Here is a 26,045-nt window from a genome sequence, read left to right on the forward strand (position 1 = left end):
ATGACAAAACGATATTTTGGTACTGACGGTATTCGCGGCAAAGTAGGCACTGCGCCAATAACGCCGGATTTTATGCTGAAACTGGGCTGGGCTGCAGGCAAGGTATTCGCCCGTGAAGGCCGCAGTAAAATTATTATCGGCAAAGATACCCGTATTTCCGGCTATATGTTTGAGTCTGCGCTGGAGGCGGGCTTATCTGCGGCAGGTGTAGACGTGCTGTTGCTGGGGCCGATGCCGACGCCGGCAATTGCTTACCTGACCCGTACTTTTAATGCGAATGCAGGCATTGTAATCAGTGCATCACACAACCCTTACTACGATAACGGCATTAAGTTTTTCTCTGCACAGGGCACAAAGCTGCCAGATGATATTGAGCATGCTATCGAAGCACAGCTGGATCTTGCCCTGACTACCGTGGATGCGGCTGAGCTGGGTAAAGCGCGCCGTATTGATGATGCTGCCGGCCGGTATATTGAGTTTTGCAAAGGTACGGTAAATGCCGGATTCAGCCTGAAAGGGCTGAAAGTGGTGGTTGACTGTGCAAACGGTGCAACGTATCACGTAGCGCCTCAGGTGTTCAGTGAACTGGGCGCAGACGTGGTAACTATCGGTGCCGGCCCGGATGGTCTTAACATCAATAATGGTTGTGGGGCGACGTCTACACAGGCGCTACAGGAAGCGGTGACCGAACATCAGGCAGATCTGGGTATCGCACTGGATGGTGACGGTGACCGGGTGATTATGGCGGATCATAATGGTGTTCAGGTCGACGGTGATGAGTTGCTGTTTATTATGGCGATGCAGCTGCACCGGGAAGGACGCCTGAACGGCGGTGTGGTTGGTACGCTGATGTCGAATTTCGGCCTTGAGCAGGCATTACAGAAAGCAGAGATTCCGTTTATCCGTGCCAAGGTGGGTGACCGCTATGTTATGGAAGCGCTGGCGGAAAATGAATGGCTGCTGGGGGGTGAGTCTTCAGGGCATCTGGTTTGCCGTGATGTGACCACCACCGGTGATGGTATTGTTGCTGCGCTGCAGGTGTTGAAGGCAATGGTTGCCAACGGTAAGTCGCTGGCTGAGCTGAAAGGCGAAATGACCAAAATGCCGCAAACCATGATCAATGTGCGTCTGGCAGAGAAAATTGATGTAGTAGGTTTGCCTGAAGTGCAGGCGGCGGTGGCTGATGTGGAGGCGCGCCTGGGTGACCGTGGCCGTGTATTGCTGCGACCATCCGGTACCGAGCCTCTGGTACGGGTGATGGTGGAAGGTGATGATGCTGTATGGGTTGCAGAGCTGGCAGCAGAGCTGGCGGCGGCTGTAGAAGCGGCTATTGCTGCCTGATAAGCTTGATTCATAAGGTGTTTCGGCGGTGTAAATGTCTTTGTTGTGACTTATTCCGCCGCAGCATTGTTAAGATCTTGTAACTTATTTTGAAACTGGGTACTATGTGCGCCGCCTTACACAGAGGAAATCATATGCGTAAAACAATCGTTGCCGGTAACTGGAAAATGAACGGTACCCGTGAAGCAAACCGGGAGCTGCTAAGCCAGTTAGTTGCAGGGGTAGATGTTGCGCAGGGTGTAGAGGTGCTGGTGTGTCCTCCGGCGGTTTATCTTGATCAGGCGACTTCGCTGGTTAAGGATACTGCCATTAAGGTGGGAGCCCAAAATGTCAGTGATCAGCCTAAAGGCGCTTTCACTGGTGAGATTGCCTTGCCTATGCTGCAGGACCTGGGGTGCGAATATGTACTGCTGGGGCATTCAGAGCGCCGTACTTTGTTCGCAGAGAGCGATGCGCAGGTAGCAGATAAATTTGCTGCTGCACTGGATGCTGATATTGTGCCTGTTTTATGTGTAGGTGAAACGCTGGAACAGCGTGAAGCATCGCAAACACTGCCGGTTGTGGCTGCTCAGGTAGCAGCGGTTATTGATCGGGTAGGTATCAGTGCGATGGCGCAGACTGTGATTGCTTATGAGCCGGTCTGGGCAATTGGTACAGGCTTGACTGCAACACCTCAGCAAGCTCAGGAAGTGCACGCTGCTATTCGTGCACAACTGAAAAAACTGGATGCTGATGTCGCAGATTCTGTGTCAATTCTGTATGGTGGCAGCATGAATGCCGGCAACGCAGCAGAACTCCTGTCAGAACAGGATATCGATGGCGGTCTGGTTGGTGGTGCCTCTTTGAAGGCAGAAGATTTTTTGACGATCTGTGGTGCTGCCGCAGCGCGTCTGAAGTGAGTGAATAGTTAAATGGAAACTCTGGTTCTTGCGGTACATGTTTTATTAGCGGCGGCGATTATTGCTCTGGTTCTGTTGCAGCAGGGTAAAGGTGCTGAAGCCGGTGCTGCTTTCGGTAGCGGTGCATCTCAGACTGTATTCGGTAGTCAGGGTTCCGGTTCATTCCTGAGCCGTATGACAGGCGTACTGGCTGCCGGTCTGTTTGTAACCAGTTTTGTTCTGGCGATCTACGCCAAAGAACAGGCAGGTGCGGTAACTGATGCAGGTATTCCTTCTGCTGCAGTTGTTGAGCAGGTGCAGCAGGCTGATGAATTGCCAGCTCTGGAAGAAAGCGCAGCGCCAGCTGATGCGGACGTACCGCCGTCAGAATAACCTTTTATTTGCCGAAGTGGTGGAATTGGTAGACACGCCATCTTGAGGGGGTGGTGACCTAATGGTCGTGCGGGTTCAAGTCCCGCCTTCGGCACCAATTCATTGTTCAGTCACTGAGACTGAAACAGTCGGATAGCCAGTCATGTTTAACTGACTGGTCCTCTAAAGTCCTGTTATTGCTAAACAGGCGCGGTGAGATTATAATACCCACCGGTTTTTTTGATGCGGGGTGGAGCAGCCTGGTAGCTCGTCGGGCTCATAACCCGAAGGTCGTCAGTTCAAATCTGGCCCCCGCTACCAAAAAACAGCAGCTAAGGCTGCTGGTAGCCAAAAGATATCTGTTTTCATTAGATCTTTTTCTACCAGAAAGGCAGTGTGCTGTCGCTTCATGCGGGTTTGTGCATGAAGTGTTTTACTTAAGTAATGTTTATCTCAAGTAAAACGGAACCGGAGCGATTCGGTTCGCGCGGTGTTTAGCGTAATAAAATACTGTTTTATTACGCTAAGTACCGTTCAATTAGTACGCTGATTGGCCCCTTTTTAGGGGCTTTTTCGTACTTGTGGCTCAGGAAAGCCACGAAAGTAATGGGTCACTGACCCATTTTTTATTGGTTTAAACAAGTCAGTCTGAGGTTTTTGCGTGTCCGCAAAGATGAGTACTTTAGAAGCCCTGATCGAGCCGTCTGTTGTGGCGCTGGGTCTTGAGCTTTGGGGCATTGAGATGCTGTCGCAGGGTCGGCAAAGCATGCTGCGTGTCTATATCGATTCAGAGAATGGCGTAGGTGTGGATGACTGTGCAAATGTCAGTCGTCAGATCAGCGGTGTTCTGGATGTTGAAGATCCGATCAGCGGAGAATATACGCTGGAAGTATCCTCACCGGGGATGGATCGTCCGTTATTTAAACTGTCGCAGTATCAGGACTACATTGGTCATGTGGTTCAGCTGCGTTTACGGATGCCGTTTGATGGTCGCCGCAAATTTAAGGGCGTACTTAACGGTATCGAAGATGAAGATATCGTGCTGGTTGTTGACGCGGATGAATATTTATTGCCAATCGATCATATCGAAAAGGCGAATATCGTACCGCAGTTTAAATAACCCACGGGCAGGATTGGAATTTTAGGTAGGGGCAGTTGCATGAATAAAGAAATTCTCCTGGTTGCTGAAGCAGTTTCTAACGAAAAGGATGTTTCCAAAGAAGTTATCTTTGAGGCCATCGAGTTAGCGCTGGCAACCGCAACCAAGAAGCGTTACGACGAAGAAGCGGAAATCCGTGTTGTAATCGACCGCGAAACCGGTGATTACGAAACATTCCGTCGCTGGGATGTTGTGAGCAATGAAGCGGTACCGTTGCTGGGTACTGAGCTGACGATGGAAGAAGCGGAAGAAATCGACAGCAGCCTGCAGCCAGGTGATGTTCACGAAGAGCAGGTTGAATCTGTTAAGTTCGGCCGCATTGCTGCCCAGACTGCAAAACAGGTAATTGTACAGAAGGTCCGTGAAGCAGAGCGCGCTAAAGTAGTTGCACTGTACAGCGACCGTATCGGTGATCTGATTTCCGGTTCTGTTAAGAAAGTTACCCGTGACAACATCATTGTTGATCTGGGTAACAATGCTGAAGCGGTATTGCCGCGTGATCAGCTGTTGCCACGTGAAGCGTTCCGCATGGGCGACCGTATCCGTGCAGTATTGCATGAGATCCGCACTGAAGGCCGTGGTCCTCAGCTGGTGATGAGCCGTGTCAGCAATCAGATGCTGATCGAGCTGTTCCGCATTGAAGTGCCGGAAATCTCTGAAGAAGTTATCGAGATTCGTGCGGCATCCCGTGATCCGGGTTCCCGTGCCAAGATCGCAGTTAAAACCAATGATGGCCGTATTGACCCGGTTGGTGCCTGTGTCGGTATGCGTGGTGCACGTGTACAGGCTGTTTCGAACGAGCTGGGTGGTGAGCGTGTTGATATCATCCTGTGGGATGACAACCCGGCACAGCTGGTAATTAATGCGATGTCCCCTGCGGATGTGGCGTCCATCGTTGTTGATGAAGAAACCCGCTCAATGGATGTTGCGGTTGCTGAAGAAAATCTGGCAATGGCAATCGGTCGCAGCGGCCAGAACGTACGTCTGGCATCTGATCTGACTGAGTGGAAACTGAATGTAATGACCGAAGACGAAGCCGCTGAGAAGCAGCAGTCTGAAGTCGGTTCTATTTTAGAAACCTTTGCCAAGCATCTGGATGTTGATGATGACATCGCAGAAGTACTGATCGATGAAGGCTTCACTTCACTGGAAGAAGTGGCTTATGTACCGGTTGACGAGATGCTGGAAATTGATGGTTTCGACGAAGAAATCGTTGAAGAGCTGCGTAACCGCGCGAAAGATGCTCTGCTGAACCTAGCACTGGCAAGCGAAGAGAAGCTGGAAAGTGCTGAGCCGGCGGAAGACTTGCTGGAAATGGAAGGTATGGAGCGTCACCTGGCGTTTGTACTGGCCAGCAGAGGCATCGTCACCATGGAAGACCTGGCTGAACAGGCTGTTGAAGATCTGCTTGATATCGAAGAGCTGGATGAGGAAAAAGCAGCAGCACTGATCATGACTGCCCGGGCACCATGGTTTGCGGACGAAGAATAAGGTCAACGTAGGAGAGTAACGAATATGGCAGAAGTCACAGTAACACAACTTGCCGAGGTAGTTGGCGTTCCCGTTGATCGTTTGTTAACGCAAATGGGCGAAGCCGGCATTGCCGGTAAGAAGGAAGGCTCTAAAGTAAGTGAAGATGAGCGTCAGAAATTACTGGCTCACCTTAAGCGCAGTCACGGTGAAAAGTCTCAGGGCGAACCTAAGAAAATCACCCTGAAGCGTAAAACCACCAGTCAGCTGAAGGTTGCCGGCGCGTCCGGTAAAAAGACCATCAACGTAGAAGTACGTAAGAAGCGTACCTATGTTAAGCGTGATGAAGTGGAAGATACTGCAGCTAAAGAGCAGGAAGCAGCGGCCCGTGCAGCTGAAGAAGCAGAACGCGCTCGTCGTGATGCTGAACTGCAGGCGGCGCAGGAAAAGCAGCGTGAAGAAATGCGCAATAAGCAGGAAGCTGAAGCGAAAGCTAAAGCGGCTGCTGAAGCTCAGGCGAAGAGTGCTCAGGAAGCTGCGAGTCAGCGTGCTGCAGAGCCTGCTGCTGATACAGCCAAACCAGCGGCGAAGAAAGGCCGTGAAAAGCCTGCATTCCGTAACGAAAGCAAGCCTGCGGGCGGCAACAAAAATTCCGGTAACAAGCGTCTGTCCCGTAAAGGTGGCAATGCTGGCCGTAATGACCGTGATAACCGTCGCGGTGGTAAGCCGGTCCGTAAGGGTATGACCAGCGATAACGTTCAGGCGTTTGAGAAACCGACTGCACCGGTCATTCATGAAGTACACATTCCTGAATCTATCACCGTGGCTGAATTGGCGAAGAAAATGTCAATTAAAGCTGCTGAAGTGATCAAGGTAATGTTCAAGATGGGTGCGATGGCAACCATCAACCAGGTGATCGATCAGGACACTGCAACACTGGTTGTGGAAGAAATGGGTCACACTGCAATCCCGATGCAGGAAAACACCGTTGAAGATCAGCTGATCGAGAGTTCCAGCAATGAAGCTGTTGAAGGTGAGTCTCAGGAACGTGCGCCGGTTGTAACCGTAATGGGTCACGTTGACCACGGTAAAACATCCCTGCTGGATTACATTCGTGAAACCCGCGTAGCGGCAGGCGAATCCGGTGGTATTACCCAGCACATCGGTGCGTACCACGTTGAAACTGACAAAGGTATGGTCAGCTTCCTGGATACTCCGGGTCACGCGGCGTTTACCGCAATGCGTGCCCGCGGTGCACAGCTGACGGATATCGTTATCCTGGTTGTTGCTGCGGATGACGGTGTAATGCCTCAGACCGAAGAAGCGGTAAACCACGCCCGTGCGGCGGGTGTACCTCTGGTTATTGCGGTTAACAAGATTGATAAAGAAGAAGCCGATCCGGACCGTGTTAAGAACGAGCTGGCTCAGCGTGACGTACTGCCGGAAGACTGGGGCGGTGACGTTCAGTTTGTAAACGTGTCTGCGAAAACCGGACAGGGCATTGATGAGCTGCTGGATGCTGTTCTGCTGCAAGCGGAAATTCTGGAGCTGACCGCTGTGCCTGAAGCGCCGGGTCGCGGTGTGGTAGTTGAATCCCGTCTGGATAAGGGCCGTGGTCCTGTAGCAACTCTGCTGGTACAGAATGGTACTCTGAACCAGGGTGACATCGTACTGGCCGGCCTGCAGTATGGCCGTGTGCGTGCGATGTTGGATGAAAACGGCAAGCCGGTTAAATCTGCCGGTCCGTCTATTCCTGTTGAGATTCTGGGTCTTGACGGTACGCCGGGTGCAGGTGATGAATTCACCGTGGTTTCCAACGAGAAGAAAGCCCGTGAAGTTGCTCTGTTCCGTCAGGGTAAATACCGTGAAGTTAAACTGCAGCGTCAGCAGCAGGCTAAACTGGAGAACCTGTTTGCCAACATGCAGGCGGGTGAGCAGAAGTCTCTGAACGTTATCCTGAAGTCCGATGTACGGGGTTCTCTGGAAGCACTGACCGGTGCTCTGAACGACCTGAGCACAGAAGAAGTGAAGGTGAACATCGTATCCGGTGGTGTGGGTGGTATTGCTGAAACCGATGCTAACCTGGCGCTGGCTTCAAGCGCGATCATGATCGGCTTTAACGTCCGTGCAGATGCACAGGCCCGTGCGGTGATTGAGCGTGAAGAAATCGAACTGCGTTATTACAGCGTAATCTACGACATCATTGATGACGTGAAGCAGGCGATGACCGGTCTTCTGGCACCTGAATTCCGCGAAGAAATCGTCGGTATTGCAGAAGTACGTGATGTCTTCCGTGCACCGAAGATCGGTGCGGTTGCCGGCTGTATGGTTACCGAAGGTTCCGTATACCGTAACAAGCGTATCCGTGTACTGCGTGAAAACGTTGTTATCTATGAAGGTGAGCTGGAGTCCCTGCGTCGCTTCAAGGATAACGTTTCTGAAGTACGTCAGGGTATGGAATGTGGTATCGGCGTTAAGAACTACAACGATGTTAAGGTTGGTGACCAGATCGAAGTATTCGATTCTGTTGAAATCCAGCGTACTCTGTAAGGCGTTATGGCAAGAGATTTTAGTCGTACACAACGAATCGCTGACCAGGTCCAGAAGGAACTGGCTCAGCTGATTCAGCGGGAAATTAAAGACCCGCGTCTGGGAATGGTAACCATCAGCTATGTAAAGGTCGCTAAGGACCTTGGCTATGCGGATGTTTATGTGACTGTGCTGCCGTTAGGCGGTAAAGATCATGATGAGGCCATTGCCGAGTCTCTGAAAGTGCTGAACCAGGCCTCAGGCTTCCTGAGAGGGCAGCTTGCACGGTTGGTTAAGTTGCGGGTCATGCCGCAACTGCGCTTCCATTTTGATGCCAGTGTTGATCGGGGTCGTCGTCTGAACGACCTGATTTTCCAGGCGCGCCGTTCAGATGCCGAATTGTTGGCAGATGATGCGCCGGAAAGCGATCAGCCAAACCCGGACACGAAAGGGGAGTAATCCATGGCCAGGCGGGCAAAAGGCCGGCCGGTGGATGGCATTTTCCTGCTGGATAAACCCGGCGGGATTTCCTCTAACCGTGCTCTGCAAATTGTTAAACGTCTCTATGGTGCTGCGAAAGCAGGTCATACCGGTGCGCTGGATCCTCTGGCCACCGGCATGTTGCCGCTGTGCTTTGGCGAAGCGACCAAGTTCTCTCAATTCCTGCTGGATGCGGATAAGCGTTATATCACCACGGCTAAATTAGGCCAGCGTACTGATACCAGTGATGCTGATGGTCAGGTTGTGGAAGAGCGTCCGTTACCGGCTGATCTGAGTTTTGAACGGATAGATGAACTGCTGCAGCAGGAATTCACCGGTCAGATCACTCAGGTACCTTCCATGTTCTCGGCGTTAAAGCACAACGGCCAGCCGTTATATAAGCTTGCCCGTCAGGGCATTGAAGTGGAAGTGAAGAGCCGTCAGGTGACGGTATACAGCATTGACGTGCTGGACTTCCGTGGCGATGAAGTGGATCTGGATATTCGCTGCAGTAAAGGCACTTATATTCGCTCAATCGTCCAGGATATGGGTGAAATGCTGGGCTGCGGTGCTCATGTTCAGATGCTGCGCCGGCTGGATTCCGGCCCGTATAAAGCGGCGGATATGATGCCGTTGGCTGAACTGGAAGCTTTAGTGGAAAAAATGACCCCTGAAGTTGACCTGGATGGCATACAAAAGCATCTGGATGGGTTATTATTGCCGCCCTGGAGTCCGGTAGCGGATACCCCTGAGGTTGTTCTTGATGAAAAGCAGGTTCTGGCACTGATTAGAGGCCAGAAAGTGCAGCTGGAATCCCCTGAGGCCAAGGCGCTGGTGCGGATTCTGACAGAGGATGACGAATTCCTCGGGATCGGTGAAGTAACCGAAGGTGGACGGCTGTTATCCCGCCGTTTGCTGAATACCCAGAACAAAGTTTAAATTTGTTCCGGCCCTGGCCGGAGCATTCTGACGATGGACTGAAAATATGCTCGGTGCATCGCGACTTTTAATCCGGCGGCTACGGCCGTGTGCATATTAAAAACTGGAGAAAGAAAAATGGCATTATCTGCTGAAAAGAAAGCTGAGATTGTTGCGGAATACGCGCGTTCTGAAGGCGACACTGGTTCCCCTGAAGTTCAGGTAGCTCTGCTGACTCACAACATCGTTGGTCTGCAGTCTCACTTCAAAGGCCACATCCACGATCACCACTCTCGTCGTGGTCTGATCCGCATGGTAAACCAGCGTCGTAAGCTGCTGGACTACCTGAAGGGTAAAGATGCTAGCCGTTACGTCGAGCTGATCGGTCGTTTAGGTCTGCGTCGCTAAGATAATGTTCCGGGGTCATCAATCGATGACCCCGGTGCTTTTTACGCCTGTTTAATTGTCGTTTATCAACCAGCCTGTACTCTGATAGGCCTTCTGTGAGGGGTTAACAGAGTACTGGCTAAAAGAGGCCTGATGACGCGATAAGCGGGCATTTGTTGGTTTAGCTTAAGGAAAATTATTGTGCCACAAGCAATTACTAAAACGTTTCAGTTCGGTGAACACCAGGTAACGCTGGAAACCGGACGTGTAGCACGTCAAGCAACAGGTGCCGTACTGGTAACCATGGCCGGCGTACAGGTACTGTGTACCGTTGTTGGTGCGAAGAGCGCCCGTGAAGGACAGGACTTCTTCCCACTGTCTGTTCACTATCAGGAAAAATACTACTCAGTTGGCCGTATCCCGGGTGGCTTCTTCAAGCGTGAAGCCCGTCCGTCTGAGAAAGAAACTCTGACCTCCCGTCTGATCGACCGTCCGATCCGTCCACTGTTCCCGAAAGGTTACATGAACGAAGTACAGGTTATCTGTACGGTTATGTCTGCAGACAAAGTTAACGATCCGGACATCGCTGCGATGCTGGGTACTTCAGCTGCACTGGCGATTTCCGGTATTCCTTTCCAGGGTCCTATCGGTGCTGCACGTGTTGGTTACACTGAAGAAGACGGTTACTCTCTGAACCCAAGCTACGAAGCACTGCAAAACTCCATGCTGGACATGGTTGTTGCCGGTACTTCTGATGCGGTTCTGATGGTTGAGTCTGAAGCTCAGGAACTGTCTGAAGACGAAATGCTGGGTGCGGTTGTATTCGCACACGAAGAAATGCAGGTTGCTATCAATGCAATCAACGAACTGGTTGCTGAAGCAGGTAAAGAAGCCTGGGTTTGGGAATCGGCTGCTAAGAACGAGACACTGATCGAACAGGTTCGCGGTGTTGCTGCTGCAGGTCTTGAAGCTGCTTACCAGACTGCTGACAAAATGCAGCGTCAGGCTGCGCTGGCAGAAGTACGCAAGCAGGCTGTTGAAGCACTGTGTGAAGGTGAAGACGGCGCGTCTGCCGGTGAAGTGGGCAGCATCATCAGCTCACTGGAAAAAGAAATCGTTCGTGGCCGCATTCTGGATGGTGCACCACGTATTGATGGTCGTGACACTAAGACTGTCCGCGACATCGAAGTTGAAATCGATGTGCTGACCGGTACTCACGGTTCTTCTCTGTTCACCCGTGGTGAAACTCAGTCTGTTGTTACCTGTACTCTGGGTACTGCCCGTGATCAGCAGATCATCGATGCGATCGAAGGCGAGCGTAAAGATCCGTTCATGCTGCACTACAACTTCCCTCCATACTCTGTAGGTGAAGCTGGCCGTATCGGTGCAACCGGCCGTCGTGAAATCGGTCACGGCCGTCTGGCACGTCGCGGTGTTGCTGCGGTACTGCCGACTCAGGAAGAATTCCCGTACACCATCCGTGTTGTATCTGAGATCACTGAATCTAACGGTTCAAGCTCTATGGCATCTGTATGTGGTGCGTCTCTGTCCATGATGGATGCGGGTGTACCTCTGAAAGCACCTGTTGCCGGTATTGCGATGGGTCTGGTTAAAGAAGGTGAGCGTTTCGCCGTACTGACCGACATCCTGGGTGACGAAGATCACCTGGGCGATATGGACTTTAAAGTTGCCGGTACTGAAGCCGGTGTTACCGCTCTGCAGATGGATATCAAGATCACCGGTATTACCGAAGAGATCATGGAAATCGCACTGGAACAGGCGTACGAAGCCCGTGCTCACATCCTGAAGGAAATGGGCAAGGTTATCGGTTACTCCCGTCCTGAATTGCCGGACAATGCTCCTGCAATGACCCTGATCGAGATCAACCCTGAGAAGATCCGTGACGTAATCGGTAAAGGCGGTGCAACTATCCGTGCTCTGACTGAAGAAACCGGTGCAACTATCGATATCGATGACAGCGGTACAGTCCGTATTTACGCAGCTGATAAAGCAGCAGCGAAGATGGCAACTGACCGTGTAATCGAAATCACTGCAGAAGCTGAAGTAGGTGCTGTCTACGAAGGTAAGGTTGTACGTATCGAAGAATTCGGTGCATTCGTCAACATCCTGCCGGGTAAAGATGGTCTGGTTCACATCTCTCAGATTGCTAACAAGCGTATCGAGAAAGTAACTGACTACATCAAGATGGATGACGTTCTGAAAGTTAAGGTTCTGGACGTTGATGCCCGTGGTCGTATCAAGCTGACCATGCGTGATCTGGAGCAGGATGAGTCTGTAGAATAAGGCTGATTGCTGCATAGAATAACCCGCTTCGGCGGGTTTTTTTGTGCCTGCTATTTATCGCTGTTTATCTCTGTTCTGATTGACGGCAATTTGTTTGAAGGCCAGTTCTGTCTGTGGTAGCACTAAGCTCTGCTTTTGGTATTAATTAAAGTTCCGGGAAGGATTTAATTACTTGTTATGATTGGTGTTTTTGTATTTTTGAAATTTTTTTAAGTTAATTTAGCTTTATTCAGAAGAGTGCTTATAACTTTATTGGCAGAAGCTTTGTGGGTAAATCAACGTAAATATGTTTGAAAAAGCGCAGTTTCTATTCTCATTATGGTGGATTCACCGATGGCCTGATAGAGCGATAAGCGTTTTTTTAACATAGAATTATGGCTGGTTGCTCATAGATGTTTGCAGGGGATCCGGCTGTAGGATTCAGAGGCTGGAATCCGGCTCAGGCATTTAACCGAAATGGCAGATGTAAGTTCGCAAAAGGAAGCAGAAAAAGAACCTATGAGTATTGTTTGTATTTGATTTCACGGGAGTCTGTGATGTTGAAGCAAAAGTTATGTACATGGTTTGCATGCTGTTTCTTTTCTGCTGCTGTGCTTGCGCAGGATGTTAATCTGGATGTGCCGCAGGGGAAGGTGCTGCTGACGCTCACCGGCAATATTACTGAGCATAATGCGGATAACACACTGCAGCTGGACCGTGAGCAGTTGTTACAGTTTCCACAACGGGTTATTCGTACAGAAACCCGGTGGACTGAAGGGGTTACCGAATTCAGTGGTCCCCTGGTAAGGGATGTGCTGGCAGCTGCCGGTGCCCGGGGCAGTGCAGTATCGGCACTTGCTGCGAATGAATATAAAATTGAAATTCCCACTGAAGACTTCCAATCCTTTGACGTGATTCTGGCTATTCAAAAGAATGGCGAGCAGCTGACTGTTCGGACTAAAGGGCCAGTCTGGGTGATTTATCCCTGGTCAGAAAATGCTGAGCTTGAAAACGGTACTTATTATTCACGTGCAATATGGCAACTGGTGCAGCTTGAAGTAAATGATTAAATCCAGTTCCAGAACTTCAATCATCATCGCCACGATGATGATTGTGGTTATTATGCTCAGTATGTTCAGTTCATTCTGGCTGTTCAGACAAATATCCAGTATGCAGGTCGGGCCTACCCGGTCTGAACTGGTATTTTTTATGCGTCAGTATGAATACGAACTGATGCGCACCGCTGCCCATTATGCTGAAGCCTATCCCACCCCTCGTTTCGCCGACAGCCAGGAGCGTTTTGATACCTGGTTTAATATTCTCTGGAGCCGCCTGGACAGTATCGAGTCCGGTCGTCTGGGTGGGGAAGCTGTAGCGGATGGTTTTGACTTCGAAAGGCTGCAGACTGCAATTATTTATATCGACAGTGTGCTTTACGGTTCAGAAGCACCTGATGCTGATACCGTCGACAATGTCCGCATGCTGTTTAAGCAACTGATCGAAGAATCCCATCAGTATCAGCAGGACCGGGACTTCCTTAACCGCGAAGTGGCTCTGGAACGACAAATGAAGTCCTACGAGTCATACCGCAACTCCTTAGTGTTTAGCGTCATTGCGCTGATTCTGGGGCTGATTGTCGCGGTATATCTGTATCGTAATAATAAACGTTTGCTGGATATGCAGGCAGGTCTCGAGGATCGGGTTGAACAGCGTACCCATGAACTGATGCTCAGTAACATCAGCCTGAAGAGTGAGATTCAGGAACGTTACAAAGTTGAAGAACAATTGCGTAACAGCCAGATGATTGCCGAAGAGGCCAAGGAACGGGTTGAGTATCAGGCCAACTTTGATTCACTGACCAAGCTGGCTAACCGGAATTTATTTGAAGACCGCTTTTCCCAGGCGATTGCCCGTGCCCGCCGGGACGGCAGTCAGGTTGCCCTGTTATTTCTGGATCTGGACCGCTTTAAGCACATTAACGATACTCTGGGCCACTCGGTGGGTGATGAGCTGCTTCGGGAAGCCTCCGGCCGGATACTGAATGTGTTGCGTGAAAGTGATACCGCATCCCGGTTTGGTGGAGATGAGTTTGCAGTGGTACTGCCGGATGTGCGGGACCCGCTTGTGATTGAACATATTGTAGGACGTATTCTCGATGAGCTTTCAATGCCGTATCGCCTGGACGGTAATGACGCCTTTGTCTCTGCCAGTATTGGCGTAACCATCTTTCCGGATGACGGTGACAGTACCGGTACTCTGCTGCGTAAGGCAGACAGTGCCATGTATAAGGCCAAAGAGCGGGGCCGGAATAACTTTCAGTTCTTTACACCACAGATGGATATCGAAGCCCATGACCGGCGTAAGCTGGAAGCGGCCCTGTATGATGCGCTGGAGCACAATGAGTTCATGCTGAACTATCAGCCGGTGTTTAACCCTCACACCGGCCGCCTGGTTGGCGCAGAGGCGCTGATCCGCTGGTACGATCATGAAAATGGCTTTGTGGCACCGGATGTATTTATCCCGCTGGCGGAAGAAATCGGTCTGATTGTTCCAATCGGCGAGTGGGTATTAAGAGAAGCCTGCCGGCAGGCGGTTCGCTGGAAGCAGACCAGCGGTTTGCCACTGCATCTGGCTGTGAATATGTCCTACCGGCAGTTTCAGAAACAGGATGTGGCAGCGATGGTTGCCGGGGTATTGAAAGATACCGGGCTTGAGCCTGAGCGGCTGGTGCTGGAAATAACTGAAGGTCTGATGATGGCTGATGATCAGGGCATCCATGATCAGCTGGATAATATTCGCCAGCAGGGTGTTAGTCTGGCCATTGATGACTTCGGTACCGGCTATTCTTCCCTGAGTTATCTGAAGAAATTCCCGATCAATATCCTCAAAATTGACCGTTCGTTCGTGAAAGACCTGACGGTTGATCCGGATGATGATGAGCTGGTGAAAGGTATTTTGTCGATGGCGCAAAGCCTTAAGCTGCAGGTGGTGGCTGAAGGGGTTGAGAACCGGGAACAGGAAGCGTTTCTGGTCAGTAATCAGTGCCTCTTTACTCAGGGCTATTACTACAGCCGGCCATTATCGCAACCGGACTTTGAACGTTATCTGATGCAGTCTGCAGAGGCCTACCGCAGCGCCTGATGAAGTGTTGCTGAGTGGTCGTTGTGTTGGCCGTGACACTTATAGGGTGGTTTGGCGGTGGTGAACAGGTGGCTGATCAGCTGTATTTCCTGTAAATAACAGACAAAAAAAGAGCGGCAGTGCCGCTCTTTTTTATTGGGTATTCATTGCAGCTTACTGAGCTGGCTGAATCTCTTCGTCGTCATCATCGAAGACACCGAAGGTCATAATGCTGAACCATGAACGGCCATTCTCGTCTTCTTCAGCGGCCTGAGGTTCAGGTTGCTGGTTAGCCGGTTCCTGATCGCCGTCACCGAACAGTCCAAAGGTTGCTGAGCTTAGCAGAGATTCTTTTTTCGCCCGTTTAATATTGGTCTGGAAACCCGGGAAGTTCGCGTCCAGAACTGCCTGGGCGTCTGCCGCCAGTTCCGGTAACTGTAGCTGGGTGTAACCCAGTACCATGATGCTCAGAGCTTCCGGTACCAGTGGCGTTTCCTGATAGTTCTCTACGACATAACGGCCACGGTTAGCGGCTGCCAGCCATGCTTCACGGCGTACGTAATAACGGGCAACATGAATTTCATACTGTGCCAGACGGTTTTTCAGGTACACCATACGTTTTTGCGAGTCCGGCGCGTACTGGCTGTTCGGAAAGCGCTTGATCAGGGTATCGAAGCTGTTGAATGAATCCAGCGCGTTACCCGGGTCACGAGTGCTTTCATCAATCGGCAGGTAATCTTCAAAGATCGACTTGTCCTGATTAAATGCGGTCAGACCTTTAAGGTACAGCGCGTAATCCAGGTTCGGATGGTTCGGGTGCAGACGGATGAAACGGTCGGCAGCGGCTTTTGCAGCTTCTGCTTCGCCATTCTTGTGGTATGCGAAGATCAGTTCCAGCTGGGCCTGCTCAGAATACTGGCCGAACGGATAGCGGGCTTCCAGCAGCTGCAGCTTTTCAATTGCCAGCGGGTAATTATCCGCCTTCAGGGCAGAGATCGCTTCGTCATAAATGGTTTGTTCCGGGGTATCCAGGTTATCGGTTTCTTCACCACCACCAAACCACGAACAACCGGCGGTCATGATACAAATCGATAGAATCGCGAACAGCTTAGCTAGGCGCATAAAAAAATATCCTGATAATTGTTGCCGGTGTCCTTGTAAGACAGCGGTTTAGGCCACTTTCAGTTATAATGGGCAAAATTTTACCGGGCTTATTTAACCATAACCCGATGTTAAGCCAAAGCATCAAACAGCCTTTGTGTGAGGAAACCGCATAAAGGACTCAAAAAGTGAAGAAAATATAGCATGACAGAGCAGGTGCAATTAAGTGCAACCGTCCCGGACGGGCTAATAGGTAAACGGTTAGATCAGGCTGTGGCAGATCTGTTCCCGGATTACTCCCGTTCACGACTACAAAACTGGATTAAAGACGGCAGCCTGACCGTAGACGGAAAAAGCTGGCGAATCCGGGATAAAGTATTTGGCGGTGAGGAAATTGTCATTGATGCACAGCTGGATGTTATCGACAGCTTTGTGCCCCGTGAGATGCCACTGGATATCATCTTTGAAGATGAGCACATTATGATCATCAACAAGCCTGCAGGCCTGGTGGTGCATCCGGCGGCCGGTCACTGGGACGATACCCTGCTGAATGGCTTGCTGCATTACAATCCGGAGATTGCACAGGTACCGCGGGCCGGTATTGTTCACCGGCTGGATATGGATACCACCGGCCTGATGGTCGTGGCCAAAACGATTCAGGCACAGACCGAGCTGGTCTCCCAGTTGCAGGAGCGCAGCATGGGCCGTGAATATGAAGCGGTGGTGAATAATGTGATGACCGGGGGCGGTACGGTAGATGAGCCGCTTGGCCGGCATTCCCGTAACCGCCAGATGATGGCGGTAGTGGGTCTGGGCAAAGAAGCCGTTACCCATTACCGGGTGCTGGATAAATTCCGGGCACACACCCATATTCGTCTGAAGCTGGAAACCGGCCGTACCCACCAGATCCGGGTACACATGGCGTATATCAATTACCCGCTGATCGGTGATCAGATGTACGGTGGTCGCTTCCGTCTGCCGAAAGGTATCTCTCCTGAGCTGCAGCAGAACCTGAGGGACTTTAAGCGTCAGGCGCTGCATGCCAAGCGCCTGGAACTGTTCCATCCGGCAACAGGCGAGTTGATGTCCTGGGAAGTCGACCTTCCGGAAGATATTCAGACCTTGCTGGCTAATCTGAAAGATGACACTCAGGCACACGAAGACGAACTATGAAACTGATTCGCCCGGACTGGCAGGCTCCTGCAAACATTCATGGTTTTACCACCACCCGTCTGGGAGGCTGCAGCGAGGGTGTGTATGCGGGGCTGAATCTGGGTGATCACGTGGCGGATGACCCGGCACGGGTGGCAGAAAACCGCCGTTTACTGGCCGGTGAACATGGCTGGCAGGCGGTACAGTGGTTACAACAGACGCACAGTACTATTGTGGTTGAAGCATCTGCTGAGGGTAATGTGCCTGAAGCTGATGCCTGCTGGACGGATAAGCCCGGTCAGGTGTGTATCGTCATGACCGCTGACTGCCTGCCGGTGTTTATCAGCAGTGCTGACGGTTCCCGGGTGGCGGTTGCTCATGCGGGCTGGCGTGGACTGGTGGACGGTGTGGTGGAAAATACTCTTCAGGTCTTTTCTGACCAGCAGGACGTTCACATCTGGCTTGGACCGGCGATCGGCCCGGATGCGTTCGAAGTGGGTGAAGAAGTGCGCCAGCAGTTCTGTGATTTCCTGCCTGCCTCTGAAACAGCATTTAAGCCGTCGGCAAATGCTGGCAAGTGGCTGGCGGATATCTATCAGTTGGCCCGTCTGCGGTTACAACACCTTGGCATTGAACGGATTTCTGGTGGTGAGCATTGCACCTTTACTCAGGCCGATGATTTTTATTCCTACCGCCGTGATGGCGTTACTGGCCGTATGGCCAGCGCAATCTGGATTGCAAACTGACGTATATCAGTTTTTGCTAATTTAATTTTATTTGCCGGCTTGAATTTTATTCAGCCAGTCCCTACTTAAGTTATTAACTCACCAGCCGTCCCGCGGGCCAGTTCAGAGCCCGGATATCATAACGGCCAGTGGTGCAGATAATTTTAAGGAGGGTTTCAATGCATCCCGAACGTTTTACCAGCAAATTGCAGTCAGCTCTGGCTGATGCCCAGTCACTGGCGATTGCCAAAGATCATAATTACATCGAACCGGTTCATATCCTGAAAGCGCTGCTTGATCAGCAGGGTGGTTCTATCCGGCCGTTATTATCGCAGGCGGGGGTGAATACCCAGCAGCTGAGTAATGCCGTCCAGCAGGAATACACTAACTTGCCACAGGTGACTGACAGTGACGGTGATATCCGCTTTTCCCCTAACGTTGGCAAGCTGTTCAACCTGACTGAAAAACTGGCCCGTGAGTGGCAGGACCAGTATATCGCCAGTGAAGTTTTTGTACTGGCAATGCTGGATGACAAGAGCGGCGTGGGCAAAATGCTTAAAGCGGCCGGAGCAGATAAACAGCGTCTGACCGCTGCGGTGCAGCAACTGCGTGGCGGTGAAGGTGTGGACTCGGCCAATGCCGAAGAAAATCGCCAGGCCCTGGATAAGTACACCATTGATCTTACCGCCCGGGCTGAAGCCGGTAAGCTGGACCCTGTGATTGGCCGTGATGACGAAATCCGCCGTACCGTTCAGGTGTTGCAGCGCCGTACCAAGAATAACCCTGTGCTGATCGGTGAGCCGGGTGTGGGTAAAACCGCCATTGTTGAAGGCCTGGCTCAGCGCATCGTTAATGGTGAAGTGCCGGAAGGGCTGAAGAACAAACAAGTATTGTCATTGGATATGGGCGCGCTGATTGCCGGTGCCAAGTTCCGCGGTGAGTTTGAGGAACGCCTTAAAGCGGTGCTGAACGAACTGTCGAAGCAGGAAGGGCAGATCATTCTGTTCATTGATGAGCTGCACACCATGGTTGGCGCCGGTAAGGGTGAAGGGGCCATGGATGCCGGTAATATGCTCAAGCCTGCGCTGGCCCGGGGCGAGTTGCACTGTGTCGGTGCCACAACGCTGGATGAGTATCGTCAGTATGTGGAGAAAGATGCCGCGTTAGAACGTCGTTTCCAGAAGGTCATTGTGGATGAGCCGAGCGAAGAAGATACCGTAGCAATTCTGCGGGGTCTTAAAGAACGCTATGAGATACACCACGGTGTGGATATCTCTGACTCAGCAATTATCGCCGCCGCCAAGTTATCCCAGCGCTATATCACTGACCGGCAGTTACCGGATAAAGCAATTGATCTGATCGATGAGGCCGGCAGCCGTATTCGTATGGAGATGGATTCCAAACCGGAAAGTATGGACCGGCTGGAGCGTCGCCTTATTCAGCTGAAGATGGAACGCGAAGCCCTGAAAAAGGAAAAAGATCAGGCGGCGAAGAAGCGCTTGCAGGAACTTGAAACGGCAATCAGTGATATCGAAAAAGAATTCGCGGATCTTGAAGAAATCTGGAATGCTGAAAAGCTTGCATTGCAGGGCTCTCAGCAGGTTAAAGAACAGCTGGATCAGGCCAGGATTGAGTTGGAGAAGGCCAGTCGTGCCGGTGATCTGAGTACGATGTCTGAACTGCAGTATGGCAAGATTCCGGAGCTGGAAAAGCAGCTGGCGGCGGCCTCCGAGGCTGAAGCAGAAGCAGATCATGCCGAACAGCAGAATAAGCTGTTACGTAATAAGGTCGGTGAGGAAGAAGTTGCCGAAGTTGTTTCCCGCTGGACCGGTATTCCGGTGTCGAAAATGCTGGAAGGTGAGCGAGACAAGTTACTTCGTATGGAAGATGCGCTGCATGAGCAGGTAATCGGTCAGGAAGAAGCGGTGCGGGCCGTATCCAATGCCGTACGCCGTGCCCGGGCAGGTCTGGCTGACCCGAACCGGCCAAACGGTTCTTTCCTGTTCCTGGGGCCAACCGGGGTGGGTAAAACTGAACTGTGTAAGGCGCTGGCTAACTTCCTCTTTGATACCACCGATGCCATGGTGCGCATCGATATGTCTGAGTTCATGGAAAAGCATTCTGTGGCGCGATTGATAGGCGCGCCCCCGGGCTATGTCGGTTATGAGGAAGGTGGGTACCTGACGGAAGCAGTACGCCGTAAACCTTACTCCGTGCTGTTACTGGATGAAGTGGAAAAAGCTCATCCGGATGTTTTTAATATTCTGCTGCAGGTGCTGGAAGACGGTCGCCTGACGGATGGACAGGGACGCACGGTGGATTTCCGCAATACCATTGTGGTGATGACCTCTAATCTGGGATCGGATCTGATTCAGAACTTCAGCAGTGATGATGACTACAGCCTGATGCGTAATGCTGTTATGGAGGTAGTAGGCACTCACTTCCGACCAGAGGTGATTAACCGGATCGATGAAGTGGTGGTATTCCATAGCCTGGGTAAAGAACAGGTCCGTGGGATTGCTGAGATACAGCTGCAGCGTCTGCGCAGCCGTCTGGCCGAAAGAGAACTCAGCCTGGTGCTGACCTCTACCGCGATGGATAAGCTGGTGGATGTGGGCTTCGAGCCTGTATATGGTGCGAGACCCCTGAAGCGGGCTATTCAGCAATGGATTGAAAATCCTTTGGCACAGCGCTTGCTGGCCGGTGACTTCAGCAGTGGCAGTGAAATTGCTGTAGATGTTGAAGCCGGAGAGTTTGTGTTCCGTTAACGGATAACCATTTTTTCCGCTGATGATGAACCCCGTGGTTATTGATAGCCATGGGGTTTTTATTTTTCAGACCAACAGGTAAGCGACAAATACCGCCAGACCGTGCTGTAATCCGGTAATGTTCTTCGGACTGTGAAAATAGAGGAGGCGTTATGCAGGACGTGCAGACAGATTCCCCTGAGCAGGGAACCGGCAGCTGCCTGTGTGGTGAAGTAACCTATCAGTTGGATGGTAATCTTGGCATCTTTCAATACTGTCATTGTTCCCGGTGCCGTAAGTTTACCGGCAGCGCCCATGCGGCGAATATTCTGGTTAAGCCTGAGCAGTTCAGCTGGCTCAGCGGCAGCCAGCAGATCGGTACGTTTATGCCTGAAGAGACAAAGCATTTTACGACGGCATTCTGTAAAAAATGTGGCTCTTCACTGCCGTGGCTGGCGAAGTCCGGCAAAGCGATGGTAATACCTGCCGGAACACTGGATAGCCATCCTGGTATTGAACCTCAGCAGAATGTATTCAGGGCCTCCGCAGCAGACTGGTATCAGCCCGCTAAAGACCTTCCTGAGTGGGATTGCCTGCCGGAAAAATAGCTTTCTGAATGAAGCTTGATTCAGGTCGGTGTTTCGCATGGGCAGTCAGAGTAGTGTATCCCGGTTACTGAAGAGGAGGTTGCTGGGTATGCATTACGATGTGGTGGTTATAGGAGCAGGGCCTGCGGGGTTAAGTTTTGCCCGTTCGCTGGGGAATTCTGATTTACGGGTGCTGGTGGTTGAAAAAGCCACTGAGGCCAGTTTACGTGAACCGGCTGAAGATGGCCGGGAAATTGCCCTGACCCATCAGTCGGTTGAACTGATGCAGCAAAGCGGTGCCTGGGGCCAGCTCAGAGAAGAAGATATTGCACCTATCTGTGCTGCCCGGGTGGTGGATGGCGACTCAGACTATTCTCTCGATTTTGATAATCAGCGTCAGGACCTTGAGGCCCTTGGTTATCTGGTTCCTAATCATGCGATTCGCCAGGCTTATTTTGAAGCCACCTTCGGAACGGATCAGCAGCACAGCATCACGTTAATGACAGAAACTTCGGTTACAGATGTGGGCAGTTGTGATGAACATGCCTGGGTGGTGCTGTCGGACGGTAGTCGGGTGCAATGCGATCTGCTGGTGTCCGCGGACAGCCGTTTTTCGGAAACCCGCCGTAAAATGGGCATTGCTGCGATGATGAATGATTTTTCCCGCAGTGCAATTGTGTGCCGGATGGACCATACCGGGGATCATGAGCAAACAGCCATAGAATGCTTCCATTATGGCCGTACGCTGGCATTGTTGCCGATGGCCGGCAACCGGTCTTCAATCGTGGTAACCGTGGGCAGTGATGAAGCGGAGGCGATTCAGAAAATGCCGGAAGCTGAGTTTGAAGCGGACATTGAGCAGCGGCTTAAAGGACAGTTGGGCAGTATGAAATTGTGTGGCCCGCGTCATCTCTATCCGCTGGTAGGCGTTCATGCCAAGCGCTTTGTTGCCCGGCGTTTTGCGGTGATCGGTGATGCTGCAGTGGGAATGCACCCTGTAACCGCCCATGGGTTTAACCTGGGACTGAAAAGTCAGGAAACCCTTTCGAAAGCGGTGCTGAAAGCGGCGGCTAAAAGTCAGGATATCGGTTCTTCAGGTTTACTGGAGGGATATCAGCGGTCACATATGCTGGCGACCCGGCCAATCTATCACGGGACGAATTTAGTCGTTGGTTTATTCACCGATGATCGTCTGCCTGCCAAGCTGGCCCGTAAGCTGACTATGCGACTGGCAAATAACTGTGCACCGCTGAAACAGCTGATAACCGCTAAACTGACAGAAAAAGGTTTGCCTTCACTCAGGGAACGTTTACCTGATTTGCCGGCTGCGCCGGCCTGGTTACCGCGGTTTTAAGTCGCGGGGCTTCGCGTTATGATCAGGTGATCTTCCAGCTGCCGGGATGTCATCTATGTCTGAAACGTACACACAGAAACGCGGAAAACATCAGCTGAAAACACTGTTGCTGCAGATTCGTGACAGTCCGCAGGTGAGGGAAGAGGAGTTGCAGAGCTTTGCTACTCTCAGCGGGCTGGCCCGCAGTCAGATTGATGTGCTGAATGTGTTTGATACACCGGACTTTCCTGCGACGGCTGCAGACGGATACGATGCGCTGTGGGTCGGCGGTGCCAGTGAAGCAAATGTCCTCAAGCCTGACGAGTTTACGTTTATTGATCCTTGCCTGCGGTTAATCCGGCACTGTGCAGATACTGGTTTGCCGGTATTTGCGTCCTGCTTCGGGTTTCAGCTGGCAGTACTGGCACTGGGGGGAGAGATACTCAATAAAGATGCTGATTTTGAAATGGGCAGCCTGCCCATTCTGCTGACACCTCACGCCAAAACAGATCCGCTATTCAGTGATATAGAGAATGAATTTCTGGCGATATCGGTACACCGTCAGTATGCGGCTGCTTTGCCGAAGAACTGTCAGTTACTGGCTTATACTGATCAGTGTATGCACAGCTTCAGGGTAGAAGGGCGCGATTTCTGGGCCTTTCAGTTTCATCCGGAAGTGGATCGTGACACTTTGGTCGAACGGCTGACATTCTATAAAGCCCACTATACCGACGGTGATGGCCAACTGGACCAGGTATTGAGTTCCGCCCGTGAAACCCCCGTCGCAAACGCCTTGCCCCGGCTTTTTGTTGAACGGGTTTTACTCGCCTGATGAGCCTGAAATCTATAGGATTCAGGCGCTTGTTTACCGTAAATTTACCGGAACTGTTGTAGAAATTAGCTTTCATACAGGCACGGCAGTAGAATGTGCCCACTTTCTTAATAATATGCGGTGAAAACATATCATGATCGATCAGCACGATAATCAACACGCTGAAGACAACGGTTCTGCTAACCCACCTGAAAGCCCCGAAAATCAACAGGAGAGTCCTAAGCCACGCAGCCGTGGTATCTACCTGTTACCTAACCTGTTTACAACTGGCGCATTGTTTTCCGGCTTCTATGCAGTTGTTGCCGGTATGAACGGTGATTTTGCCAGTGCATCTATTGCGATTTTTGTTGCCATGGTACTGGACGGGCTGGATGGCCGTGTCGCCCGGATGACCAATACTTCCAGTGCTTTCGGTGCAGAATATGATTCACTGTCTGATATGGTCTCTTTCGGTGTTGCGCCGGCGTTAGTCAGTTTTAGCTGGGTGCTCAGCTCAGCGGGTAAGTTTGGCTGGTTTGCTGCCTTTATTTATGTGGCGGGCGCGGCCCTGCGTCTGGCCCGGTTTAACACTCAGATCGGGTCTGTGGATAAGCGCTATTTTATCGGTTTGCCAAGCCCTGCTGCGGCAGCAGCGGTTGCCGGTCTGGTATGGGCCAGTGTGGAATTTGACCTGGACGTGACCGGCTATGCGTATTTAATTGCTGTTTACGTGGCACTTGTTGGCGTTTTGATGGTCAGTAATGTTCTGTATTACAGTTTTAAAGACGTTGATCCGAAAGGCAAAATCCCGTTTATGATTCTGCTGGCCATTGTGCTGGTGGTTGGGGTTATCTCGATCAGCCCACCGATTATTCTGTGGTTACTGATCCTCGGTTACAGCCTGTCTGGTCCGATATTATGGTTGGTGCGCAAGCGTAAAACGCGCGCGTAGAGAATAGTTCCCAAGGGGTGTTAAATGCTCATAAAAAAGCCTGATTCTATTAAGTCTTCGCAGATAACCCCCGAGTCGATTTACCGTAATCGTCGCCAGTTTATGAAAGCCGGTCTCGGCCTGGCGGCGGTATCATCTCTTGGTCTGCCATCCATCGCGCAGGCACTGGAATATGATATTCCTGCGGACTTACCGCAATACCCCGGCCCTGAGTGGATGCGTGCTCAACTGGCCGCAGCTGTCCGTAACGATGCCTTTTCCACATCGGAAGAACCGGCACCTTATTACAACGCGATTACGCACAATAACTTTTATGAGTTCGGTACCGATAAACGGGACCCGGTACGTAAAGCGCAGAATTTTAAAACCGACCCCTGGACGGTTGAAATTGCCGGTGAAGTGGCCAAGCCGGGTAAATACAATCTGGAAGATATTCTTAAACCCCATGCCCTTGAAGACCGGGTTTACCGGTTACGTTGTGTTGAAGCCTGGTCCATGGTTATTCCATGGTTAGGGTTCCCGCTGGCGGATCTGATCAAGCGTTTTGAGCCTACCTCTAAAGCGAAGTTTGTCCGTTTTGAAACCCTGGTTGATAAAGAACAGATGCCAGAACAGGACAGCATTTTCTCAACCATCGACTGGCCTTATGTGGAAGGTTTGCGGATGGATGAGGCAATGAATCCGCTGACGCTGATGGCGGTCGGGGTGTACGGGAACGCCTTACCTCCACAGAACGGTGCGCCGCTGCGGTTAGTGGTACCGTGGAAGTACGGTTTTAAATCCATTAAATCCATCGTTAAGATTGAGTTTGTGGAAGAAATGCCGGCCAGTAGCTGGAACATTATCGCCCCGGGTGAGTACGGCTTCTTTGCCAATGTAAATCCGGAAGTGGATCATCCCCGCTGGAGTCAGGCAACTGAGCGCCGTTTACCGTCTTCGCTGCTATCTCCTAATATTGTCGATACCCAGCCATACAACGGTTATGGCGAAGAAGTGGCACACATGTATAAGGGGATGGACCTTAAGAAATGGTATTAAGTCTGCCATTTTCACCGGTTATCCGAAATCGCCTGCGCTGGTGGTTATTCTTTTTGCTACCGCTGTTGCCACTGGCAAATCTGGTATGGCTGGGTGTCAGCAATGATCTGGGGACTGATCCGGCCAAGTTCATCGTTGATGAGATGGGCACCTGGGGCATTAACTTTCTGTGGATTACCCTGGCAATTACTCCTGCGCGGCAGGCGCTTGGCTGGAGCTGGGCGCTAAAGTTTCGCCGCATGATGGGGCTGTATGCCCTGTTTTATGCAATCTTGCACTTGCTGGCGTTCTGTACTTTTCTGATTGGCTGGCGGTCTGATCTGTTTTTCCGTGAACTGACTGAGCGTCCGTATATCATCGTCGGCGCACTGGCGTTGCTCATTCTTATTCCGATGGGCATTACCTCCACCAAATCTATGATGCGCCGGCTGGGCAAACGTTGGAAGTCGTTGCATCGCTGGATTTACCCTGCCAGCTTGCTGGTTATGCTGCATTTTATCTGGCAAATCCGGGCCAGCTTCTATGAGCAACTGATCTACGGACTGATACTGGCGGTATTACTGGGATATCGTCTATACCTTAAATATCAGCGCTGAACATCCGGTTCAGCGCGATAGCCTGCCAACAGTGATTTAACGAAGCAGAGTATTTAGCCTGATAAA

At 51.4% G+C, this 26,045-nt stretch carries 22 protein-coding genes and 2 tRNA genes; 23 read left to right on the forward strand and 1 reads right to left on the reverse strand.

Annotated features, from left to right (window positions below):
• The 14 genes from glmM to JYB63_RS21405 all read left to right on the forward strand — a co-directional run bounded on the left by glmM (nt 1) and on the right by JYB63_RS21405 (nt 14,958).
• A complete protein-coding gene (gene glmM / locus JYB63_RS21340; protein WP_205659954.1) occupies nt 1-1,341 on the forward strand; it encodes a phosphoglucosamine mutase in 1,341 nt (446 codons plus the stop codon).
• Nucleotides 1,342-1,475: 134 nt separating this feature from the next.
• On the forward strand, nt 1,476-2,240 hold the full coding sequence (tpiA, locus tag JYB63_RS21345) for a triose-phosphate isomerase (RefSeq protein WP_205659955.1): 765 nt from the start codon (nt 1,476-1,478) through the stop codon (nt 2,238-2,240).
• A gap of 12 nt (nt 2,241-2,252) precedes the next feature.
• Nucleotides 2,253-2,612: a preprotein translocase subunit SecG gene (secG, locus tag JYB63_RS21350; RefSeq protein ID WP_205659956.1), complete on the forward strand. Its 360-nt coding sequence runs from the start codon at nt 2,253-2,255 to the stop codon at nt 2,610-2,612.
• 10 nt (nt 2,613-2,622) lie between these two features.
• Nucleotides 2,623-2,709, forward strand: a tRNA-Leu gene (locus JYB63_RS21355).
• Between the two features lie 126 nt (nt 2,710-2,835).
• Nucleotides 2,836-2,912, forward strand: a tRNA-Met gene (locus JYB63_RS21360).
• Nucleotides 2,913-3,252: 340 nt separating this feature from the next.
• Nucleotides 3,253-3,711, forward strand: a complete 459-nt coding sequence (rimP, locus tag JYB63_RS21365) for a ribosome maturation factor RimP (RefSeq protein ID WP_205659957.1) — start codon at nt 3,253-3,255, stop codon at nt 3,709-3,711.
• Between the two features lie 39 nt (nt 3,712-3,750).
• A complete protein-coding gene (gene nusA / locus JYB63_RS21370; RefSeq protein WP_205659958.1) occupies nt 3,751-5,241 on the forward strand; it encodes a transcription termination factor NusA in 1,491 nt (496 codons plus the stop codon).
• A 24-nt stretch (nt 5,242-5,265) separates the two neighbouring features.
• Nucleotides 5,266-7,770, forward strand: coding sequence for a translation initiation factor IF-2 (gene infB, locus JYB63_RS21375; protein WP_205659959.1), 2,505 nt, complete (start codon nt 5,266-5,268; stop codon nt 7,768-7,770).
• 6 nt (nt 7,771-7,776) lie between these two features.
• Nucleotides 7,777-8,208, forward strand: coding sequence for a 30S ribosome-binding factor RbfA (rbfA, locus tag JYB63_RS21380; protein ID WP_205659960.1), 432 nt, complete (start codon nt 7,777-7,779; stop codon nt 8,206-8,208).
• A 3-nt stretch (nt 8,209-8,211) separates the two neighbouring features.
• Entirely contained in the window at nt 8,212-9,168 is a 957-nt protein-coding gene (gene truB, locus JYB63_RS21385) for a tRNA pseudouridine(55) synthase TruB (protein ID WP_205659961.1), read from the forward strand.
• A 117-nt stretch (nt 9,169-9,285) separates the two neighbouring features.
• Nucleotides 9,286-9,555, forward strand: coding sequence for a 30S ribosomal protein S15 (gene rpsO, locus JYB63_RS21390; RefSeq protein ID WP_205659962.1), 270 nt, complete (start codon nt 9,286-9,288; stop codon nt 9,553-9,555).
• 180 nt (nt 9,556-9,735) lie between these two features.
• Entirely contained in the window at nt 9,736-11,838 is a 2,103-nt protein-coding gene (gene pnp, locus JYB63_RS21395; protein WP_205659963.1) for a polyribonucleotide nucleotidyltransferase, read from the forward strand.
• A 536-nt stretch (nt 11,839-12,374) separates the two neighbouring features.
• On the forward strand, nt 12,375-12,887 hold the full coding sequence (locus JYB63_RS21400; protein ID WP_205659964.1) for a putative pterin-binding protein: 513 nt from the start codon (nt 12,375-12,377) through the stop codon (nt 12,885-12,887).
• A complete protein-coding gene (locus JYB63_RS21405) occupies nt 12,880-14,958 on the forward strand; it encodes a putative bifunctional diguanylate cyclase/phosphodiesterase (RefSeq protein ID WP_205659965.1) in 2,079 nt (692 codons plus the stop codon). The genes JYB63_RS21400 and JYB63_RS21405 overlap by 8 nt, the downstream gene beginning before the upstream one ends.
• A gap of 153 nt (nt 14,959-15,111) precedes the next feature.
• Here the strand turns inward: JYB63_RS21405 and JYB63_RS21410 are convergent, their stop codons facing one another.
• Entirely contained in the window at nt 15,112-16,059 is a 948-nt protein-coding gene (locus JYB63_RS21410) for an outer membrane protein assembly factor BamD (protein WP_205659966.1), read from the reverse strand.
• A gap of 183 nt (nt 16,060-16,242) precedes the next feature.
• Between JYB63_RS21410 and rluD the strand changes: the two genes are divergently transcribed.
• The 9 genes from rluD to msrQ all read left to right on the forward strand — a co-directional run bounded on the left by rluD (nt 16,243) and on the right by msrQ (nt 25,979).
• Nucleotides 16,243-17,211, forward strand: coding sequence for a 23S rRNA pseudouridine(1911/1915/1917) synthase RluD (gene rluD / locus JYB63_RS21415; RefSeq protein WP_205659967.1), 969 nt, complete (start codon nt 16,243-16,245; stop codon nt 17,209-17,211).
• Nucleotides 17,208-17,936 (forward strand): peptidoglycan editing factor PgeF, encoded by a 729-nt coding sequence (pgeF, locus tag JYB63_RS21420; RefSeq protein ID WP_205659968.1) that lies wholly within the window; start codon nt 17,208-17,210, stop codon nt 17,934-17,936. Before rluD ends, pgeF begins: the two co-directional genes overlap by 4 nt.
• Nucleotides 17,937-18,094: 158 nt before the next feature.
• Nucleotides 18,095-20,683, forward strand: a complete 2,589-nt coding sequence (gene clpB, locus JYB63_RS21425; protein WP_205659969.1) for an ATP-dependent chaperone ClpB — start codon at nt 18,095-18,097, stop codon at nt 20,681-20,683.
• Between the two features lie 152 nt (nt 20,684-20,835).
• Nucleotides 20,836-21,270, forward strand: coding sequence for a GFA family protein (locus JYB63_RS21430; RefSeq protein ID WP_205659970.1), 435 nt, complete (start codon nt 20,836-20,838; stop codon nt 21,268-21,270).
• Between the two features lie 37 nt (nt 21,271-21,307).
• Nucleotides 21,308-22,603 (forward strand): 5-demethoxyubiquinol-8 5-hydroxylase UbiM, encoded by a 1,296-nt coding sequence (gene ubiM / locus JYB63_RS21435; protein ID WP_243432107.1) that lies wholly within the window; start codon nt 21,308-21,310, stop codon nt 22,601-22,603.
• Nucleotides 22,604-22,658: 55 nt separating this feature from the next.
• On the forward strand, nt 22,659-23,414 hold the full coding sequence (locus JYB63_RS21440) for a type 1 glutamine amidotransferase (RefSeq protein ID WP_243432108.1): 756 nt from the start codon (nt 22,659-22,661) through the stop codon (nt 23,412-23,414).
• Between the two features lie 133 nt (nt 23,415-23,547).
• Complete coding sequence (pssA, locus tag JYB63_RS21445; protein WP_205659972.1) at nt 23,548-24,345, forward strand: CDP-diacylglycerol--serine O-phosphatidyltransferase; 798 nt, start codon at nt 23,548-23,550, stop codon at nt 24,343-24,345.
• A 24-nt stretch (nt 24,346-24,369) separates the two neighbouring features.
• On the forward strand, nt 24,370-25,383 hold the full coding sequence (msrP, locus tag JYB63_RS21450) for a protein-methionine-sulfoxide reductase catalytic subunit MsrP (protein WP_205659973.1): 1,014 nt from the start codon (nt 24,370-24,372) through the stop codon (nt 25,381-25,383).
• On the forward strand, nt 25,374-25,979 hold the full coding sequence (gene msrQ / locus JYB63_RS21455) for a protein-methionine-sulfoxide reductase heme-binding subunit MsrQ (RefSeq protein ID WP_205659974.1): 606 nt from the start codon (nt 25,374-25,376) through the stop codon (nt 25,977-25,979). Before msrP ends, msrQ begins: the two co-directional genes overlap by 10 nt.
• Nucleotides 25,980-26,045 lie beyond the last annotated feature (66 nt).

Origin of the sequence: Aliamphritea spongicola (assembly GCF_017051665.1) — a bacterium.
GTDB classification, from domain to species: domain Bacteria; phylum Pseudomonadota; class Gammaproteobacteria; order Pseudomonadales; family Balneatricaceae; genus Amphritea; species Amphritea spongicola.

What these genes read in the sequence shown, in the direction of transcription:
- glmM (WP_205659954.1), top strand. Translation starts at nt 1, where the DNA reads ATGACAAAACGATATTTTGGTACTGACGGTATTCGCGGCAAAGTAGGC.
- tpiA (WP_205659955.1), top strand. Translation starts at nt 1,476, where the DNA reads ATGCGTAAAACAATCGTTGCCGGTAACTGGAAAATGAACGGTACCCGT.
- secG (WP_205659956.1), top strand. Translation starts at nt 2,253, where the DNA reads ATGGAAACTCTGGTTCTTGCGGTACATGTTTTATTAGCGGCGGCGATT.
- nusA (WP_205659958.1), top strand. Translation starts at nt 3,751, where the DNA reads ATGAATAAAGAAATTCTCCTGGTTGCTGAAGCAGTTTCTAACGAAAAG.
- infB (WP_205659959.1), top strand. Translation starts at nt 5,266, where the DNA reads ATGGCAGAAGTCACAGTAACACAACTTGCCGAGGTAGTTGGCGTTCCC.
- rbfA (WP_205659960.1), top strand. Translation starts at nt 7,777, where the DNA reads ATGGCAAGAGATTTTAGTCGTACACAACGAATCGCTGACCAGGTCCAG.
- truB (WP_205659961.1), top strand. Translation starts at nt 8,212, where the DNA reads ATGGCCAGGCGGGCAAAAGGCCGGCCGGTGGATGGCATTTTCCTGCTG.
- rpsO (WP_205659962.1), top strand. Translation starts at nt 9,286, where the DNA reads ATGGCATTATCTGCTGAAAAGAAAGCTGAGATTGTTGCGGAATACGCG.
- JYB63_RS21400 (WP_205659964.1), top strand. Translation starts at nt 12,375, where the DNA reads ATGTTGAAGCAAAAGTTATGTACATGGTTTGCATGCTGTTTCTTTTCT.
- JYB63_RS21405 (WP_205659965.1), top strand. Translation starts at nt 12,880, where the DNA reads ATGATTAAATCCAGTTCCAGAACTTCAATCATCATCGCCACGATGATG.
- JYB63_RS21410 (WP_205659966.1), bottom strand. Translation starts at nt 16,059, where the DNA reads ATGCGCCTAGCTAAGCTGTTCGCGATTCTATCGATTTGTATCATGACC.
- rluD (WP_205659967.1), top strand. Translation starts at nt 16,243, where the DNA reads ATGACAGAGCAGGTGCAATTAAGTGCAACCGTCCCGGACGGGCTAATA.
- pgeF (WP_205659968.1), top strand. Translation starts at nt 17,208, where the DNA reads ATGAAACTGATTCGCCCGGACTGGCAGGCTCCTGCAAACATTCATGGT.
- clpB (WP_205659969.1), top strand. Translation starts at nt 18,095, where the DNA reads ATGCATCCCGAACGTTTTACCAGCAAATTGCAGTCAGCTCTGGCTGAT.
- JYB63_RS21430 (WP_205659970.1), top strand. Translation starts at nt 20,836, where the DNA reads ATGCAGGACGTGCAGACAGATTCCCCTGAGCAGGGAACCGGCAGCTGC.
- ubiM (WP_243432107.1), top strand. Translation starts at nt 21,308, where the DNA reads ATGGGCAGTCAGAGTAGTGTATCCCGGTTACTGAAGAGGAGGTTGCTG.
- JYB63_RS21440 (WP_243432108.1), top strand. Translation starts at nt 22,659, where the DNA reads ATGTCTGAAACGTACACACAGAAACGCGGAAAACATCAGCTGAAAACA.
- pssA (WP_205659972.1), top strand. Translation starts at nt 23,548, where the DNA reads ATGATCGATCAGCACGATAATCAACACGCTGAAGACAACGGTTCTGCT.
- msrP (WP_205659973.1), top strand. Translation starts at nt 24,370, where the DNA reads ATGCTCATAAAAAAGCCTGATTCTATTAAGTCTTCGCAGATAACCCCC.
- msrQ (WP_205659974.1), top strand. Translation starts at nt 25,374, where the DNA reads ATGGTATTAAGTCTGCCATTTTCACCGGTTATCCGAAATCGCCTGCGC.